At 32.8% G+C, this 17,276-nt stretch carries 15 protein-coding genes; 10 read left to right on the top strand and 5 right to left on the bottom strand.

The features are described 5' to 3' along the window. Window positions 1-25 precede the first annotated feature (25 nt). From SHI72_RS22195 to SHI72_RS22215, 5 genes are all read right to left on the bottom strand, one after another. Window positions 26-1,579 (bottom strand): bifunctional response regulator/alkaline phosphatase family protein, encoded by a 1,554-nt coding sequence (locus tag SHI72_RS22195; RefSeq protein WP_039111993.1) that lies wholly within the window; start codon window positions 1,577-1,579, stop codon window positions 26-28. 173 nt (window positions 1,580-1,752) lie between these two features. Continuing rightward, window positions 1,753-3,156, bottom strand: coding sequence for an efflux transporter outer membrane subunit (locus SHI72_RS22200; RefSeq protein WP_039111994.1), 1,404 nt, complete (start codon window positions 3,154-3,156; stop codon window positions 1,753-1,755). Then, on the bottom strand, window positions 3,146-6,316 hold the full coding sequence (locus tag SHI72_RS22205) for an efflux RND transporter permease subunit (protein WP_039111995.1): 3,171 nt from the start codon (window positions 6,314-6,316) through the stop codon (window positions 3,146-3,148). The genes SHI72_RS22200 and SHI72_RS22205 overlap by 11 nt, the downstream gene beginning before the upstream one ends. An 8-nt stretch (window positions 6,317-6,324) precedes the next feature. Next, window positions 6,325-7,446, bottom strand: a complete 1,122-nt coding sequence (locus tag SHI72_RS22210; RefSeq protein ID WP_039111996.1) for an efflux RND transporter periplasmic adaptor subunit — start codon at window positions 7,444-7,446, stop codon at window positions 6,325-6,327. 16 nt (window positions 7,447-7,462) lie between these two features. Further along, complete coding sequence (locus SHI72_RS22215; RefSeq protein WP_039111997.1) at window positions 7,463-7,960, bottom strand: GbsR/MarR family transcriptional regulator; 498 nt, start codon at window positions 7,958-7,960, stop codon at window positions 7,463-7,465. Between the two features lie 237 nt (window positions 7,961-8,197). Between SHI72_RS22215 and SHI72_RS22220 the strand changes: the two genes are divergently transcribed. The 10 genes from SHI72_RS22220 (at window position 8,198) to fabG (ending at window position 17,248) form a co-directional block, all read left to right on the top strand. Next, window positions 8,198-9,427 carry an HD domain-containing protein gene (locus SHI72_RS22220; RefSeq protein WP_323491429.1) on the top strand — a complete coding sequence of 410 codons (1,230 nt, stop codon included), beginning with the start codon at window positions 8,198-8,200 and terminating at the stop codon, window positions 9,425-9,427. A 40-nt stretch (window positions 9,428-9,467) separates the two neighbouring features. Next, complete coding sequence (gene lpxD / locus SHI72_RS22225; protein WP_039111999.1) at window positions 9,468-10,511, top strand: UDP-3-O-(3-hydroxymyristoyl)glucosamine N-acyltransferase; 1,044 nt, start codon at window positions 9,468-9,470, stop codon at window positions 10,509-10,511. Further along, on the top strand, window positions 10,504-11,892 hold the full coding sequence (locus tag SHI72_RS22230; RefSeq protein ID WP_039112154.1) for a bifunctional UDP-3-O-[3-hydroxymyristoyl] N-acetylglucosamine deacetylase/3-hydroxyacyl-ACP dehydratase: 1,389 nt from the start codon (window positions 10,504-10,506) through the stop codon (window positions 11,890-11,892). The genes lpxD and SHI72_RS22230 overlap by 8 nt, the downstream gene beginning before the upstream one ends. Before the next feature lie 72 nt (window positions 11,893-11,964). Further along, a complete protein-coding gene (gene lpxA / locus SHI72_RS22235) occupies window positions 11,965-12,750 on the top strand; it encodes an acyl-ACP--UDP-N-acetylglucosamine O-acyltransferase (protein ID WP_035624097.1) in 786 nt (261 codons plus the stop codon). Between the two features lie 94 nt (window positions 12,751-12,844). Beyond that, a complete protein-coding gene (gene efp / locus SHI72_RS22240; protein ID WP_039112000.1) occupies window positions 12,845-13,411 on the top strand; it encodes an elongation factor P in 567 nt (188 codons plus the stop codon). Between the two features lie 142 nt (window positions 13,412-13,553). Next, window positions 13,554-14,483, top strand: a complete 930-nt coding sequence (locus tag SHI72_RS22245; protein ID WP_039119187.1) for a UDP-3-O-(3-hydroxymyristoyl)glucosamine N-acyltransferase — start codon at window positions 13,554-13,556, stop codon at window positions 14,481-14,483. A gap of 2 nt (window positions 14,484-14,485) precedes the next feature. Then, entirely contained in the window at window positions 14,486-14,848 is a 363-nt protein-coding gene (locus SHI72_RS22250) for a nuclear transport factor 2 family protein (RefSeq protein ID WP_039112002.1), read from the top strand. An 86-nt stretch (window positions 14,849-14,934) separates the two neighbouring features. Beyond that, window positions 14,935-15,807, top strand: a complete 873-nt coding sequence (gene sucD / locus SHI72_RS22255; protein WP_035624087.1) for a succinate--CoA ligase subunit alpha — start codon at window positions 14,935-14,937, stop codon at window positions 15,805-15,807. 142 nt (window positions 15,808-15,949) lie between these two features. Continuing rightward, window positions 15,950-16,378 (top strand): hypothetical protein, encoded by a 429-nt coding sequence (locus tag SHI72_RS22260; protein ID WP_039112003.1) that lies wholly within the window; start codon window positions 15,950-15,952, stop codon window positions 16,376-16,378. A 123-nt stretch (window positions 16,379-16,501) separates the two neighbouring features. Beyond that, entirely contained in the window at window positions 16,502-17,248 is a 747-nt protein-coding gene (fabG, locus tag SHI72_RS22265) for a 3-oxoacyl-[acyl-carrier-protein] reductase (RefSeq protein WP_039119185.1), read from the top strand. Window positions 17,249-17,276 lie beyond the last annotated feature (28 nt).

Here is a 17,276-nt window from a genome sequence, read left to right on the forward strand (position 1 = left end):
AAACTGAAACTAAATTTTTCTTCTTTTACTTTGGATTAAATATCAAGAACGGGATTATCATTTCTTCTAATGAAATTCCTCCGTGCTGATAGGTGTTTTTATAATAACTCACATAATGATTGTAATTATTTACGTAAGCCAAAAACAAATCATTTTTTGCAAAAATAAACGAACTGCTCATATTTATTGCAGGTAAACCTATTTTTTTAGGTTCTTTTACAACATACACATCCTTATGCTCATAGGTTAAACTTCGCCCTGTTTTGTATCGTAAATTTAAGCTTGTGTTTTTATCTCCTACAACTTTCGATGGATTTTTTACATTGATAGTTCCGTGATCTGTAGTTAGAATTAATTTAAATCCTAAGTTCTGAGCTTGCTGTATAATCTCTAACAAAGGAGAATTTTTGAACCAGCTTAATGTCAGTGATCGGTATGCTTTATCATCCGAAGCTAATTCTTTTACAACATCTAGCTCTGTTTTGGCATGCGATAACATATCTACAAAGTTGTAAACGACTGTTACAAGATCATTATTCTTAAGTGCTTTAAAATTTTCAGCTAGTTTTTTTCCGCTTGCAAGGTTGGTAATTTTAAAATAGTCTTCTTTTATATTTAATCCCAATCGTTTTAATTGTGCACTTAAAAACTCTGCTTCGTATAGATTTTTCCCTCCGTCTTCTACATCATTTTTCCAATATTCAGGAAATTGTTTTTCCATTTCTATTGGTAATAAACCTGAAAATATTGCATTTCGGGCATATTGTGTTGCCGTAGGAAGTATCGAGAAATAAGGAACTTCTTTTTCTAGTTTATAATAATTTCCTACTACGGTTTCAAATGATTTCCATTGGTCGTAACGTAAATTATCAATTACAACAAACAAAATTGGTTTGTCTTTCTTTTTAATTTCCGGAACTACTAATTCTTTAAATAAAGTATGTGACTGAATTGGTTTATCTGCTTTTGGTGCAAACCAATCTTCATAATTACGCTCTATGTATTTCCCAAATTGAGAATTTGCTTCAACTTTTTGAGATTCCAAAATTTGAATCATTCCCTGGTCATTGATATTCTCCAATTCTAGTTCCCAAAAAACTAGTTTTTTGTACAATTCAATCCAATCTTCATAAGAATTAACCATTGCCATTTCCATAGCAATTTTCCTGAATTCCTTTTGATAATCTAGTGTTGTTTTTTCAGAAATTAATCTTGAGTGATCGAGATTTTTCTTTAAGCTTAACAAGATTTGATTAGGGTTTACAGGTTTTATCAAATAGTCGGCTATTTTAGATCCAATAGCTTCTTCCATGATATATTCCTCTTCACTTTTGGTAATCATAATCATCGGAATAGTTGATTTTTTCTCTTTCATTTCCGAAAGTGTTTCCAATCCGCTCATTCCAGGCATATTTTCGTCAAGAAAAACAATATCAAAATTTTCATCTTCAAAAATTGCAATTGCATCAAGTCCATTATTACATGTCGTTACTGCATAGTTTTTTTTCTCTAAAAATAATATGTGTGGCTTTAATAAGTCGATTTCATCATCAACCCAAAGTATTTTTATCTTATCCATAATTATATAGCTTGTTCAAAATTGTTAAATCTAAGTGGCAATTTACTTCTTTTTAAAACGGCTATTTATTAATATTATGATAATTTTATTATGAAAAAAATAAAAACCACTGAATATAAAAAATATCCAGTGGTTTAAATATGAAAATTAATAAGTAACCTAATTATGAAATCTTATTGCCATCCACCTCCAAGGGCTCTGTATAATTGAATAATGGCATTATATTGTGAAAATTTGTTTTCGATTAAAGTTAATTCTGCATTTAAGGCATCGTCTTTTGCAGTAAGAACTTCTAAATAATTCACTAAACCATATTTTAATAATTCATCTGAATATCCTGTAGCAACTTTTAATGCTTCTACTTGTTTCTCGCGAATTGCAATTTTTTTGGTTTCATTGTTATATTGCGCTAAGGCATCAGAAACTTCTTTTCCTGCAGTAAGCAATGATTGCTCAAATTGTAGGTATGCTTTTTCCTGATTTGCTTTAGCTATTTCAAAATTTGTTTTAATCTGGCGTTGATTAAAAATTGGCTGTGTTAATCCTGTTACAACATTTGCAAAAAATGAATTTGCACTAAACCATTCTTTTAAATCAATACTTTGAAGTCCGCCAGTTGCTGTAATTTTAAGTGTTGGATAAAAATTACTTCTTGCAACATTGGTTCTTTCAAAATTTGAAATCAAATTATATTCTGCAGCAATTACATCTGGTCTGTTTCTTAATAAAGTTGCAGGTACACCAAGCGTAATTTCTGGTTGCATTTTCTGCACTTCAAAACTACTTCTCTCTACTTTAGTAGAAGATTCTCCTAAAAGAATGCTCATTTTGTTTTCATAAAGAATCGTGCTTACTTTTAAATCAGCAATGATAATTTCTGTAGCATATTTTTGAGCTTCTGTTTGCTTAACTCCAACTTCGGTAACGTTTCCTGCATCTTTTAAAGCAATAATCGTTTCTACACTTTCTGTTCTGTTAATCAAAGTCTCTTCAGTTAACTTAATTTGCTCATCTATTGCAATCAATTGATAGTATGTAGAAGCAATATCTGCAATTAATTGAGTTTTTACAGCTTGATTTGCAGCAGTAGTTTGTAAATAAACAGCATTTGTTGCACGTTTATTACTTCTAATTTTACCCCAAATATCAGCTTCCCAACCTAGAGTTCCAGCAAGCTGGTATTGATCGGTACTGCGATTTTGAAGTAATGCTCCAAACTGGCTGTTTTTTGATAACTGCTGGTGTGTCCAATCTGCACCTACAGAAAGAGTAGGGAAGTACCCTGATTTTCCTTGTTTCATTGATGCTTCGGCAGCAGCAATGTTTTGCATTGCAATTCGGATATCCAAGTTGTTTTCTAATCCTTTTTTGATGTAACCTTGCAAAATTGGATCTGTGAAAACTTTGTCCCAAGAAAGATTTGCCATCGAAGTACTGTCTTTAGAAACCACTTCGGTTCTATATAAGTTTTCGGTTTTAATATCCTTTGGTCTTTCGTATTCTTTTGCAACGAAGCAGGATTGCATAACAGTTGCCGTGATGACAACTGTTACTATTTTATTTATATTATTTTTCATTTTCTTCGTCTAAAAGTATAACATCTGATTCTTTCTCTGTAAATGGTTTTCCAGAGATTCTTTCTTGTAAGCTTTGGAAAATAATAAACAAGATTGGAATTACAAATACTCCAAAAATTGTTCCTATCAACATTCCACCTACAGCTCCCATACCGATTGAACGGTTACCTACAGCACCAACTCCTGAAGCTAAAGCCAATGGCATTAAACCAAAGATAAAAGCAAGAGAGGTCATTAAAATAGGACGTAAACGTGCTTTTGCACCTTCTATCGCAGCTTGTGTCAAGTCCATTCCGTGTCGTCGCCTTTGTATGGCAAACTCGACTATCAGAATGGCATTCTTCGCTAGTAGTCCTATAAGCATTATCAGGGCTACCTGGAAATAAATGTTATTTTCTAATCCAGCTAGTTTCACAAATCCAATTGCTCCGGCAATACCTACAGGTAATGAAAGCAATACTGATAACGGAACTAAATAACTTTCGTATTGTGCACTTAATAAGAAATATACAAATATTAAACTCAATAAGAATACACCAGCAGCCTGACTTCCGGCAAGGATTTCCTCACGTGTCATACCAGAGAATTCATAGCTATAAGTTTTTGGCAAATGCTGAGCTGCTACTTCCTGAATTGCTTTAATAGCATCTCCAGAACTATAACCAGGTTTTGCTTTACCATTAACGTTCACGGCTTTTAGCATGTTGAAACGTGCAACTGCTTCTGGTCCATAAATTCTTTTAAAATCAACAAACTGACTTATAGCTACTTGCTGTCCTGCAGCATTTTTAACATAAATCGTATTGATTGATTCAAGAGTTGCTCTGTCTGATGGTTTTGCCTGAATCATTACACGGTATTGTTTACCAAATTTATTAAAATCGGTAGTGTACAATCCTCCGTAGTATCCTTGCATTGTATTAAAAATATCAGAAACAGAAACACCTGCATTTTTAGCTCTTTCTACGTTAATATCCATTTGATATTGTGGGAAAGTTGGATTGAAGTTGGTAATTGCGTACTGAATTTCTGGTCTCTTCATTAATTCAGCCAAGAATTCATTACTTACTTTACTTACTGTTGTCCAATCATCATCTCCTTTATCCTGGATTTTTAATTCGAAACCATCTGCAGAACCAAAACCTTGTACACTTGGAGGTGTAAAGAATAATGCTTTGGCATCTTTAAAATGTGCTGTTCTACCAAATAATTCACCTACAACTGCATCTACAGATTGATTGGCTTCTTTACGGTATTTCCAGTCTTTTAATTTAATTACTGTAAATGCATAAGATCCTCCATTTACACTATTTAATAAACTAAAACCAACAACACTCATTCTTGATTCTACAATATCCATTGAGGCCAAAATAGAATCTAATTCATTAACGGCTAATTGTGTTTTTTCCAAAGTTGTTCCTGGAGGAAGCGTTAAATCTGCCATGATGATTCCTCTATCCTCATTAGGAATAAATCCTGATGGTGTAGTTTGGAATAAAAATATAGTGATTGCCGTGAATACTAATAATCCCGAAATTGCAACCCATTTTTTTCTTGCTAAGAATCCAAGAGACTTAACATATTTATTGTTCATTCTATCAAAACTAGTATTGAAAGCAATGAAGAATCTATCTTTGAAATTCTTATCGTGATGATCTGAAGCTTCATGAGGTTTTAAGAACAAAGCACATAATGCCGGACTTAAAGTCAATGCATTAATTGCCGAAATTAAAATTGCAATTGCCAATGTAATTGCAAACTGTTGGTAGAATACTCCCGATGGTCCACTTAAGAATGACACAGGAATAAATACCGCAGACATTACTAATGTGATAGAAATAATCGCTCCTGTAATCTCGCTCATTGCAGAAATTGTAGCTTCTTTTCCTGATTTTGCTCCTTCATCCAGCTTGGCGTGGACTGCCTCGACGACGACAATTGCATCATCGACCACAATACCAATAGCCAGAATCATTGCAAACAATGTTAACATATTGATAGAGAATCCAAATACTTGTAGGAAGAAAAACGTACCAATAATTGCTACAGGAACTGCTATTGCAGGAATTAACGTAGAACGGAAATCTTGCAAGAACAAGAACACAACAATAAATACTAATATAAAAGCTTCAATTAATGTTGAAATTACTTTTTCTATCGAAGCATCTAGGAAGGTTTTAGTATTATAAGGAATTACATAATCTACTCCTTTTGGGAAATCAGGTTTTGCATCGTCTAAAATGTTTACAACTTCGGTTATAATGTCTTGTGCATTTGAACCAGAAGTTTGGAATACCCCAACGGCAACCCCTTGTTTACCCATTGCAATATTTTTGGTTCCATAATTAAAACCACCTAATTCTACCGTTGCAACATCTTTTAAGTGAACAAAGTTTCCGTTACCAGTAGCTTTGATAACAATATCTTCATAATCTTTAATTTCTGAAAGACGACCTTTATATTTAATTACGTATTCGTAAATACCATCGGCATTTTCTCCAAATTTACCAGGAGCTGCCTCAACGTTTTGCTCTTGTAAAGCTGCCTGAATATCTTTTGGTGCTACATTATAAGCAGCCATTTTTTCTGGATTAATCCAGATTCTCATCGAGTAATCCTTAGCTCCAAAAACGTTTACTTGTCCTACACCTTTAACACGTTGCAATTTTGGTACAAGGTTAATTTTGGCATAATTCTGAATATATGTCTCGTCAAAATCGTCGTTGTTCGAATACAAAGCAAAGAACATCAAAGCACTCGTTTGACTTTTTAGGGTAGTAACCCCTGTTTGCACAACTGCTTGTGGCAATTTACTAGTTGCACGAGAAACTCTGTTCTGAACGTTTACTGCAGCAATATCTGGATCAACTCCAAGTTCAAAATAAACAGATATTTTTGCAGAACCATCATTTGCAGCAGAAGAAGTCATGTATGTCATTCCTTCCACACCATTAATTTCTTCTTCTAGAGGAATAACGACACTATTTAATACTGTTTCAGCATTTGCTCCAGTATATGTTGCACTTACCTGAACGGTTGGTGGTGCAATTTCGGGGTATTGTTCTACCGGTAATGACATCAATCCTAAAATACCAAGTATGGTAATTAAGATGGATATTACCGTCGAGAGAACAGGTCTTTCTATAAACGTTTTTAACATCTTGTATATTATTTTTTAGCTGTAGTATTTGTTGTTTCTGTAGCTTTATTAGCTGCATCTTTGGCTTGTTGTGGCGTGATTTCCATGTCATCTTTTAATTTTGACGCTCCTTCTACAACAACAACATCGCCTGCTTTAAGACCTTCTGTTACAATGAAATCTAAATCTGAAGTACCATTTGTTACTACAATTGTAGATTTTACCTTGTTTCCTTTTTCAACAACATAAATCATTTGTTTCCCTTGCACTTCAAAAACTGCATTTTGAGGAACTAGGATCACATTTTTTTGCTCAATAGGTAAACGGATAATTCCTGTACTACCACTTCTTAAAATACCTTGTGGGTTATTAAAATCTGCTCTAAATTGTGTGTTTCCTGTTGCTGCATTAACTAAACCATTCATTGTAGCGATTTTCCCTTTTTGGTCGTACTCTGTATTATCAACCAATAATAATGAAACTGGCGGTGCAGATTTTAATTTTTCGGCAGTAGTTGCTCCTTTAAATGTTTTATTAAAGAATAATAACTGTTTTTCATTCATAGAGAAATAAGCACGAACAATTTTTGTATCAGATACTGTTGTTAAAGGCACTTCGCTAGTTGCACTAACTAAGCTTCCTTCTCTAAAAGGTAAACCACCAATTACTCCACTTACCGGAGAAATGATTGTTCCGTATCCAATATTGGCAGCAATACTTCCATAAGCACTTTTGGCTTGAGCCAACTTAGCTTTTGCAGTTTCTAATTGAACGATACTGATGATTTTTCTATCAACTAGTGGTTTTAATCTGTCAACTTCTACTTGTGCTGCTTGAACAGAAGCTTTTGCTGCAGATGCATCTTGATTTAATGTTTGAGTTTCAAGTTTAAAAAGCAATTGTCCTTTTTTTACAACCTGACCTTCATCAACATAAATCTTTTGGATATATCCATTTACTTTCGGACGAATTTCAACATTTTGCTGACCTTCAAGATTTGCGCTATACTCTTGATATACTACTGCATCTTGTATTGAAATTGTTTTAACTGGGAACGGAGCTGGGCCTTGCGGCGGGGCTTGTTCTTCCTTTTTTTTACATGACGCAAAAACTAGCATGATAGCTATTAGGGAGAATGAAATATTCTTCATTTGTATTAAATTTGATTTATGATTTATTATTAACTTTTTCGATTTCTATAATCTCAGTAATTGTTTCTATAACTAATTCCTCGACTTTTAGGATGTGGCTTTTATATGCTTTTGCATGTTCCATATTCATTCTTTCTTCAGGGGTATTCATTGTTTTCTCTCTGTAAAAAATCATTTTGTCAATTATTTTATTCTCAAACTCAAGAATTTTTAAATAATTAGTAAATCGTTCACTAAACGGTGGCGGTCTGAAATATTTTTTTCGATCACCATGTAAAGTATAATAATCTATCTTTCCTATTTTTAAAAGAAAATTCAAATTTGTAGATACAGAACTTTTACTAGCACCCATTTTTTCTACTATTTGCTCAAAAGTCAGCCCATCTTTAAAAGCTTCAACGATTAATAGTCCAAGAATTCTTGAGCAAAGCGGGGGCAAGTTATATACTGATTCAAAATGAATACCGAATAACTCTATAAGCTCCTCTCTTTCCTTTTGTATGTTAGTATCCATGATTTTTTGGGCAAAGATAAAATTGGTTCGTAATTTACCGAACTAAACGAACTTAAATTTGTGTTAATTGTTTGTTACCAATAAAAAAGCGTAATATTGCCTTTTCGATGCACTAATTTAGATAATTATGATAACATTACATCATAAAAACTTAATTTGTTTGCTTTTTTGCCCAAAATGTAAAACAAAATAAGTAGTAATTTAGTTATATTTGTTGACCTAAAAAATAACCAAATAGTGAACGTTATAAATAAGCTGAAAATTTTCAATGATCCCATATATGGTTTCATTTCCATTCCAAATGCTTTTATATATGATTTAATAGAGCATCCTTATTTTCAGCGTTTACGCCGAATCTCTCAAATGGGACTGTCTTATTTGGTTTATCCTGGAGCTAATCATACTCGGTTTCATCATGCCTTAGGTTGTATGCATTTAATGCAAAAAGCAATCGAAACATTACGCTTTAAAGATGTTACAATTTCCGTCGAAGAAGAAAACGCATTATATATAGCGATTATACTACATGATATAGGTCATGGACCTTTTTCGCATGCAATGGAGAGAAGTATTGTTGAAGATGTAAATCATGAAGCAATCTCGTTATTGTTTATGAATCAATTAAATATTGAGTTTAACAGAAAGCTAAGTTTAGCAATTCAGATATTTAAAGGAGACTATCACAGAAAGTTTATGTTGCAATTGATTTCGAGCCAATTAGATATGGATCGTATGGATTATCTTAAGCGTGATAGTTTTTATACTGGTGTAGCCGAAGGAAATGTCAATTCTGAGCGTTTAATCCAAATGATGAATGTTGTAGATGATGTTTTGGTTATTGAAGAAAAAGGTATTTACTCTGTCGAAAAGTTTTTACTCTCTCGCAGATTAATGTATTGGCAAGCTTATTTACATAAAACGAGCTTGGTTGCAGAGCTTATTTTGACGAAAGTCTTAAAAAGAGCCAAAGAATTAACTCTAAAAGGAATTCATTTGCCTTGCAGCGAACCTTTGATGTTTTTTATGCAAAACAAAATTACCTTGGAAACTTTTACTCCAGAAACATTGGATTTATTCTCTCAACTGGACGATTTTGATATAATTGGCGCTTTAAAAGCATGGCAAAAACATAATGATTTTATATTATCTACTTTAAGTAAAATGATAATAAACAGGGATTTATTAAAAATTAAACTAAGTAGCGAAAAAATTTCATTAGAAGAATTGCAAAGCCTGAAAGAAAAATTTGCATCTCAGAATAATATCTCTGCAATTGATGCAAGTTACTTTATATATAGAGGGAAAATAAAAAATCAAGCATACAGTAAAGAAGCCGAACCTATACGAATATTAAAAAAAGATAAGACAATTGAGGATGTTGTAGAAGCCTCAGACCAGCTGAATTTGAAATCGTTATCTAAATTGGTAACAAAGTATTACCTCTGTTTTCCAAAACAACTGATCTAAAATTAACATTTAAAACCTATTTTTTTATATTTTTGTCGCAATGAAATTTACAGCAGAACAAATAGCAGAAATTTTAGGAGGAGAGGTAGTTGGGAATCCCAATGCAGAAGTTTCTCGCTTATCTAAAATAGAAGAAGGTACAGAAGGATCTCTTACTTTCTTGGCTAACCCTAAATATATCAATCATATATATTCGACAAAAGCATCAGTAACAATTGTTAATGATACTTTTGTACCCGAAACAGAAATTAGCACAACATTAATTAAAGTTGACGATGCTTATGCGTCATTTTCTAAATTATTAGAGTTTTATAATCAAGTAAAATTGAATAAAAACGGAATTGAACCACAATCTTTCTTGTCTGAAAGTGCAAAATATGGCGAAAACCTATACCTAGGTAGCTTTAGTTATGTGGGACAAAACGTAGTTTTAGGAAACGATGTCAAAATTTATCCAAATTCTTTTATTGGAGATAATGTTGTTATTGGCAATAATGTGCATATTTTTGCAGGCGCTAAAATTTATTCCGAAACAATCATAGGAAATAATTGCACAATTCATTCAGGAACAATTATTGGAGCCGACGGTTTTGGTTTTGTACCAAATGAAGAAGGTATATATAGTAAAGTACCACAAATTGGGAATGTAATTATCGAAGATAATGTTGATATTGGTGCAAATACAACTATAGACAGAGCAACTTTAGGATCTACAATTATCCGAAAAGGAGTGAAGTTAGACAATCAGATCCAGATTGCCCATAATGTAGAGATTGGTGAAAACACTGTTATTGCAGCCCAATCTGGCGTTGCTGGCTCTACAAAAATCGGTAAAAATGCAATGATTGGCGGTCAGGTAGGTATTGCAGGACATTTAACTATTGGAAACAATGTTAGATTGCAAGCACAATCTGGGGTTGCCAGAAATATTAAAGATGACGAAATTTTGCAAGGAACACCTTCACTTGGATATACTGATTTTAATAAATCATATGTTCATTTTAAGAATTTGCCTAAAATCGTTGCTGAATTAGAAGAATTAAAAAAACAAATATTAAACCAAAAAAATGGAAATAATGGTTAAACAGAAGACCATCAAGAAGGAAATTTCACTAACAGGAGTTGGACTACACACTGGGAAAGAAGTAACAATGACTTTTAAACCTGCTCCAATAAATAATGGATTTACTTTTGTGAGAGTTGATTTACAAGGACATCCTATTATTGAGGCAGATGCTAATTATGTAGTAAATACACAAAGAGGTACTAACCTTGAGAAATTAGGTGTTAAAATTCAAACGCCAGAGCACGTTTTAGCTGCATTGGTTGGATGTGATCTTGACAATGTTATAATCGAGTTAAATGCATCAGAGCTTCCTATTATGGATGGTTCATCAAAATATTTTGTTGAAGCAATCGAAAATGCAGAAATAGAAGAGCAAGAAGCACAACGTAATATATATGTTGTAAAAGAAGTTATTTCTTTTACAGACGAAGCTACAGGAAGTGAAATTCTTGTTATGCCAAGTGATGATTACCAAGTAACTACTATGGTCGATTTTGGTACTAAAGTTTTAGGTACTCAAAATGCTACTATGAAAAGTATTGCCGACTTTAAAGCTGAAATTTCTAATTCAAGAACATTTAGTTTTTTACATGAACTAGAATCTCTTTTAGAGCACGGATTAATTAAAGGTGGTGATTTAAACAACGCTATTGTATATGTAGATAAAGAAATATCTGACGCTACAATGGAAAATTTAAAGAAAGCTTTTGGTAAAGACAAGATATCTGTTAAACCAAATGGTATTTTAGATAATCTAACTTTGCATTATCCTAATGAAGCTGCAAGACACAAATTACTTGATGTTATTGGAGATTTAGCTTTAACAGGAATAAGAATTCAAGGAAAAATTATTGCTAATAAACCAGGGCATTTTGTAAATACTCAGTTTGCTAAAAAATTAGCTAAGATTATAAAAATAGAACAAAGAAATCATGTTCCGGTTTATGATTTAAATCAAGAACCATTGATGGATATTAATAAAATTATGGCAGTTTTACCTCATAGACCTCCATTTTTATTAATTGATAGAATTATTGAAATGTCTGACAGCCATGTTGTTGGGATGAAGAATGTTACTATGAACGAAAATTTCTTCGTAGGGCATTTTCCAGAAGCACCAGTTATGCCAGGTGTTTTAATCGTAGAAGCTATGGCACAAACAGGAGGAATCTTAGTATTAAGTACTGTTCCTGATCCAGAAAATTACTTGACTTATTTTATGAAAATAGACAATGTTAAGTTCAAACACAAGGTATTACCTGGAGATACGTTAATATTTAAATGTGAATTAATTTCTCCTATCAGAAGAGGAATTTGTCACATGCAAGCAAATGCCTACGCAAATGGTAAATTAGTTACCGAAGCAGAATTGATGGCGCAAATTGCAAGAAAACAATAAAGAAAATAGTTAATTATTTAGATTTATTGTTTCAAAAAAAGACAATTTTAATTTAAAATATAAAAAATACAGATGAATCAACCTTTAGCTTATGTTCATCCTGGCGCCAAAATCGCTAAAAATGTTGTAATTGAGCCTTTTACAACAATTCACAATAATGTAGTTATTGGTGATGGTACTTGGATTGGTTCAAATGTAACCATAATGGAAGGCGCGCGAATAGGGAAAAATTGTAATATTTTTCCAGGAGCGGTAATTTCTGCCGTACCGCAAGATTTAAAGTTTGGAGGAGAAGATTCTTTGGCTATAATAGGGGATAATTGTACAATTAGAGAGTGTGTTACGATTAATCGTGGTACAGTTGCATCAGGGCAAACAATCCTTGGTAACAATTGCTTAATCATGGCTTATGCGCATATTGCTCACGATTGCGAGATTGGGAACAATGCAATTATTGTAAATGGTGTTGCTTTGGCAGGACACGTAGTTGTAGGAAACCATGCCGTAATTGGTGGTTTAGCTGCAATTCACCAATTTATTCATATTGGGGATCACGCAATGATATCTGGAGGTTCTTTGGTAAGAAAAGATGTTCCTCCTTATACAAAAGCGGCAAAAGAGCCTTTATCATATGTAGGAATCAATTCTGTAGGTTTAAGAAGAAGAGGATTTAGCACAGATAAAATTAGAGAAATTCAAGAAATTTATAGAATTTTATATCAAAAAAATTACAATACAACCCAAGCACTTAGCATAATCGAAGGTGAAATGGAGGCAACTCCAGAAAGAGATGAAATTTTAGATTTTATCAGAAACTCATCACGTGGTATTATGAAAGGATACTCAGGAAATTATTAAATAAAAGTTTAATCGTTTATTTGTTTATTCGTTACATCGAAAACAGATAAACGATTTAACGATTAAACAAAATATTAAATAAAACAAGAACAAAATGGCATCAACATCAGATATTAGAAACGGATTATGTATCAAATTCAATCACGATATTTATAAAATCGTAGAATTTCTTCACGTAAAACCAGGAAAAGGTCCAGCTTTCGTAAGAACGAAATTAAGAAGTTTAACTACAGGAAGAGTATTAGATAATACATTTTCTGCAGGACACAAAATTGAAGATGTACGTGTAGAGACACATAATTACCAGTTTTTATATGCTGAAGGAGATGAATTTCATTTTATGAATACTGAATCTTTTGAGCAAATTTCTTTGAATAAAAATATCCTGGATGCACCTGGATTATTAAAAGAAGGAACAAGTGTAATGGTTCAGGTAAATACTGAAACTGATTTACCTTTATCTGTAGATATGCCATCTTCTGTAATCTTAGAAGTTACTTATGCTGAGCCAGGAGTAAAAGGAAATACAGCAACAAATGCTACTAAATCTGCAACTGTTGAAACTGGAGCTACAGTAAACGTGCCTTTGTTTATTAATGAAGGTGATAAAATTAAAATTGATACTGCTTCTGGTTCTTACATGGAGCGTGTAAAAGAGTAGTTTTTCAATAAGATAATTTGTCAATGAGTCAATTAGAAAATTGATACATTAGCAGAAATTAACTAAAAGCTTTTGTTTTTTCTAATTGACACATTTTCTAATTGACACATTCTCTAATTGACAAATTTTCTAATTATAAATTATGAAATTTCAAAAAGTTCACTCTTTACAAGAAATTGCAAATTTGCTTAATTGCGAATTTGTTGGTGATAAAAACTTCCAAGTCCTAGGTATGAATGAAATTCATGTTGTCGAGCCTGGAGACATTGTTTTTGTTGACCATCCAAAATATTACGACAAAGCCTTAAATTCGGCAGCAACAATTGTGTTAATCAATAAAGTTGTTGATTGTCCCGAAGGTAAAGCACTACTAATTTCTGATGATCCTTTCAGAGATTTTAATACCCTAACTAAACATTTTAGACCTTTTCAGGCAACAAATGTATCTATAGCTCTTTCTGCAACTATTGGAGAAGGAACCGTTATTCAGCCTAATTGTTTTATTGGAAACAATGTTACAATAGGAAAGAACTGTCTGATACATCCTAATGTTACTATTTACGATCATACCGTAATTGGTGACAATGTCATGATTCATGCAGGAACAATATTAGGTGCAGATGCTTTTTATTATAAAAAACGCCCGGATGGTTTCGACCAGTTAATTTCTGGCGGAAGAGTAGTAATAAAAGATAATGTTGGCATTGGTGCATTATGTACTATTGATAAAGGAGTTACTGGCGATACAACTATCGGAGAAGGTACTAAACTAGATAATCAGGTTCATGTTGGGCACGATACCGTTATTGGTAAAAAATGCTTAATTGCTTCACAAACTGGTATTGCTGGTTGTGTAATTATCGAAGATGAAGTAACAATTTGGGGACAAGTTGGTACAACAAGTGGTATTACGATAGGAGAGAAAGCTGTAATAATGGGACAAACAGGAGTTACTAAATCTGTAGAAGGAGGGAAGTCTTATTTTGGTACACCAATCGAAGAATCTAGAGAAAAGCTAAAACAATTAGCTAATATCAAGAAAATTCCTGAAATTCTTAATAAATTAAAATAACTATGACTGCTAAAGAATTTGTTCAGAAATTTTATAAATCGGATGCATTGATTGATAGTGAAACTTTCAAATTATATCTGCATCCTGAGGTAATAGTTGATTGGCATAGTACAAAAGGACCTATCCAGTTGAACTACAATGGTGTATTAGATTTATCTAACGAATTAGGCAGAGCTTACGTACGTTCTAAAGTAAGAATTAGTCATATTATAGAAGAAGATGATTTAGTTTCTGTACGATATTCTCATTATGTAAAAACAATAGAAAATCCTAGAGAAGAAATGCTTTTAGCCCATTTTATGGCTATTTGGCAAATAAAAGACAATAAATTATACAGAGGTTATCAAATGAGTCAATTATTATAAGATATTTTGATAATAAAAAGGTTTAAAATAATTTACAAAACCTTACTTTTGCATCACAATTTTAAAAACTACATAAAATATATATCATGAGTGTTTTAGTTAATAAAGATTCCAAAATAATTGTTCAAGGATTTACAGGAAGCGAAGGAACTTTCCATGCTTCTCAAATGATTGAGTACGGTACTAATGTTGTTGGTGGTGTAACTCCAGGAAAAGGAGGAACTACACATTTAGATCGTCCAGTTTTTAATACAGTACAAGATGCTGTAGAGCAAGCTGGAGCAGATACAACTATCATTTTTGTACCACCTGCATTTGCTGCTGATGCTATCATGGAAGCAGCTGACGCTGGAATTAAAGTTATCATCGCTATTACAGAAGGAATTCCTGTAGCAGATATGATTAAAGCTAATAGCTATGTAAAAGAAAGAAACGCTAGATTAATTGGACCTAACTGTCCTGGTATCATTACTCCAGGTGAAGCTAAAGTTGGAATTATGCCAGGTTTCGTTTTCAAAAAAGGTACTGTAGGTATTGTTTCTAAATCAGGAACTTTAACTTATGAAGCTGCTGACCAAGTTGTAAAACAAGGATTAGGAATTACTACAGCAATTGGTATTGGTGGAGATCCAATTATCGGAACTACTACTAAAGAAGCTGTTGAGTTGTTAATGAACGATCCAGAAACAGAATGTATCGTAATGATTGGTGAAATTGGTGGACAATTAGAAGCTGATGCTGCTAAATGGATTAAAGCTGATGGTAACCGTAAACCAGTAGTAGGTTTCATCGCAGGAGTTACTGCTCCAGCAGGACGTACAATGGGTCACGCAGGTGCTATCGTTGGTGGTACTGATGATACAGCTGAAGCTAAAAAACAAATCATGAGAGACAACGGAATTCACGTAGTTGATTCTCCAGCTGAAATTGGTAAAAAAGTAAAAGAAGTATTAGGATAATCTCTAATATTCAAAATAATAAATTCCAAAAAAAAGTCTCAATATCTGTTGAGACTTTTTTACATTTTTAAAATGTATGGAATATAATTTAAAAACGTAGCAACTTAGATACTCCCTTTCTTAGAAGCTTAAAAAAAGAAATATGTATAAAGAATTAGAAAAGTTTACAGTAAAAGGAAATTTTACTTACACACAAGACGATAGCTTAGAAGAAGTTTGTAATGCTTCTGAATCAGGAAGTGGTGTTTTTGTTGTTTACGCTGTTAATGGTGATGACAAAGAATTAATCATGGTAGCTTCTACAGGAACTGTACAAAACGACGGAACTTTAAAAAGCAAAAATGGTGGATTACACGATAAAATCGTAAACGGTCATCAATTTGCAAAAACTGGAAGAAAATATTCTTGGCCAGCTCAAATGAAACTAGAAGGAATCGAAAGATTAGAAGTTTCTTGGTATGAGACTTTTAATGCAGATGTAAAATTAATCCCAACATACATTGAAGGGAAAATATTGCAAGATTTCTTAGATGAAAATGGTAGATTACCAAGATGGAATGTAGCTTTCTAGTCATACTCCTAATAAAAATATAAAAAAGCTTCACTTCGGTGAGGCTTTTTTGTATTACAAATTTTATAAAACGCCTAAATAATCTATATTTGTATTTCAAAAATAAAAAACGAATACCTTAATATGAAATTACTAGAAGGAAAAGTAGCCATCATTACTGGCGCAAGCCGCGGAATAGGAAAAGGAATTGCTGAAGTTTTTGCAAAACACGGTGCAAACGTAGCTTTTACATACAGTGCATCTGTAGAATCGGCTTTGGCTTTAGAAAAAGAATTAAACGCTCTAGGTATTAAAGCAAAAGGATATCAATCGAATGCAGCAGATTTTACTGAAGCTCAAACTTTTGTAGATGCTGTTTTAGCTGATTTCGGAACTGTAGATATCTTAATAAATAATGCAGGTATTACTAAAGACAACCTTTTAATGCGTATGTCTGAGGCTGATTTTGACCAAGTTATTGATGTTAACTTGAAATCAGTTTTTAATATGACAAAAGCTATTCAAAAAACATTTTTGAAACAACGTTCTGGTTCAATCATCAACATGAGTAGTGTTGTTGGAGTAAAAGGAAATGCTGGACAAACAAACTATGCTGCTTCTAAAGCTGGTGTTAACGGATTTACAAAATCAGTAGCATTAGAGTTAGGTTCTCGTAATATTCGTTGTAATGCAATTGCACCAGGATTTATCGAAACAGAAATGACTGCAAAATTAAGCGAAGATGTAGTAAAAGGTTGGAGAGAAGGAATTCCGTTGAAACGTGGAGGAACTACTGAAGATGTTGCAAACGCTTGTCTTTTCTTAGCTTCAGATATGAGCGCTTACGTTACAGGACAAGTTCTTAATGTTTGTGGAGGAATGCTTACTTAGGAAGGTACTGATCCCGAAGTTTCGGGAC

It is taken from the genome of Flavobacterium sp. PL02 (assembly GCF_035013205.1).
Taxonomy (GTDB): Bacteria; Bacteroidota; Bacteroidia; order Flavobacteriales; family Flavobacteriaceae; genus Flavobacterium.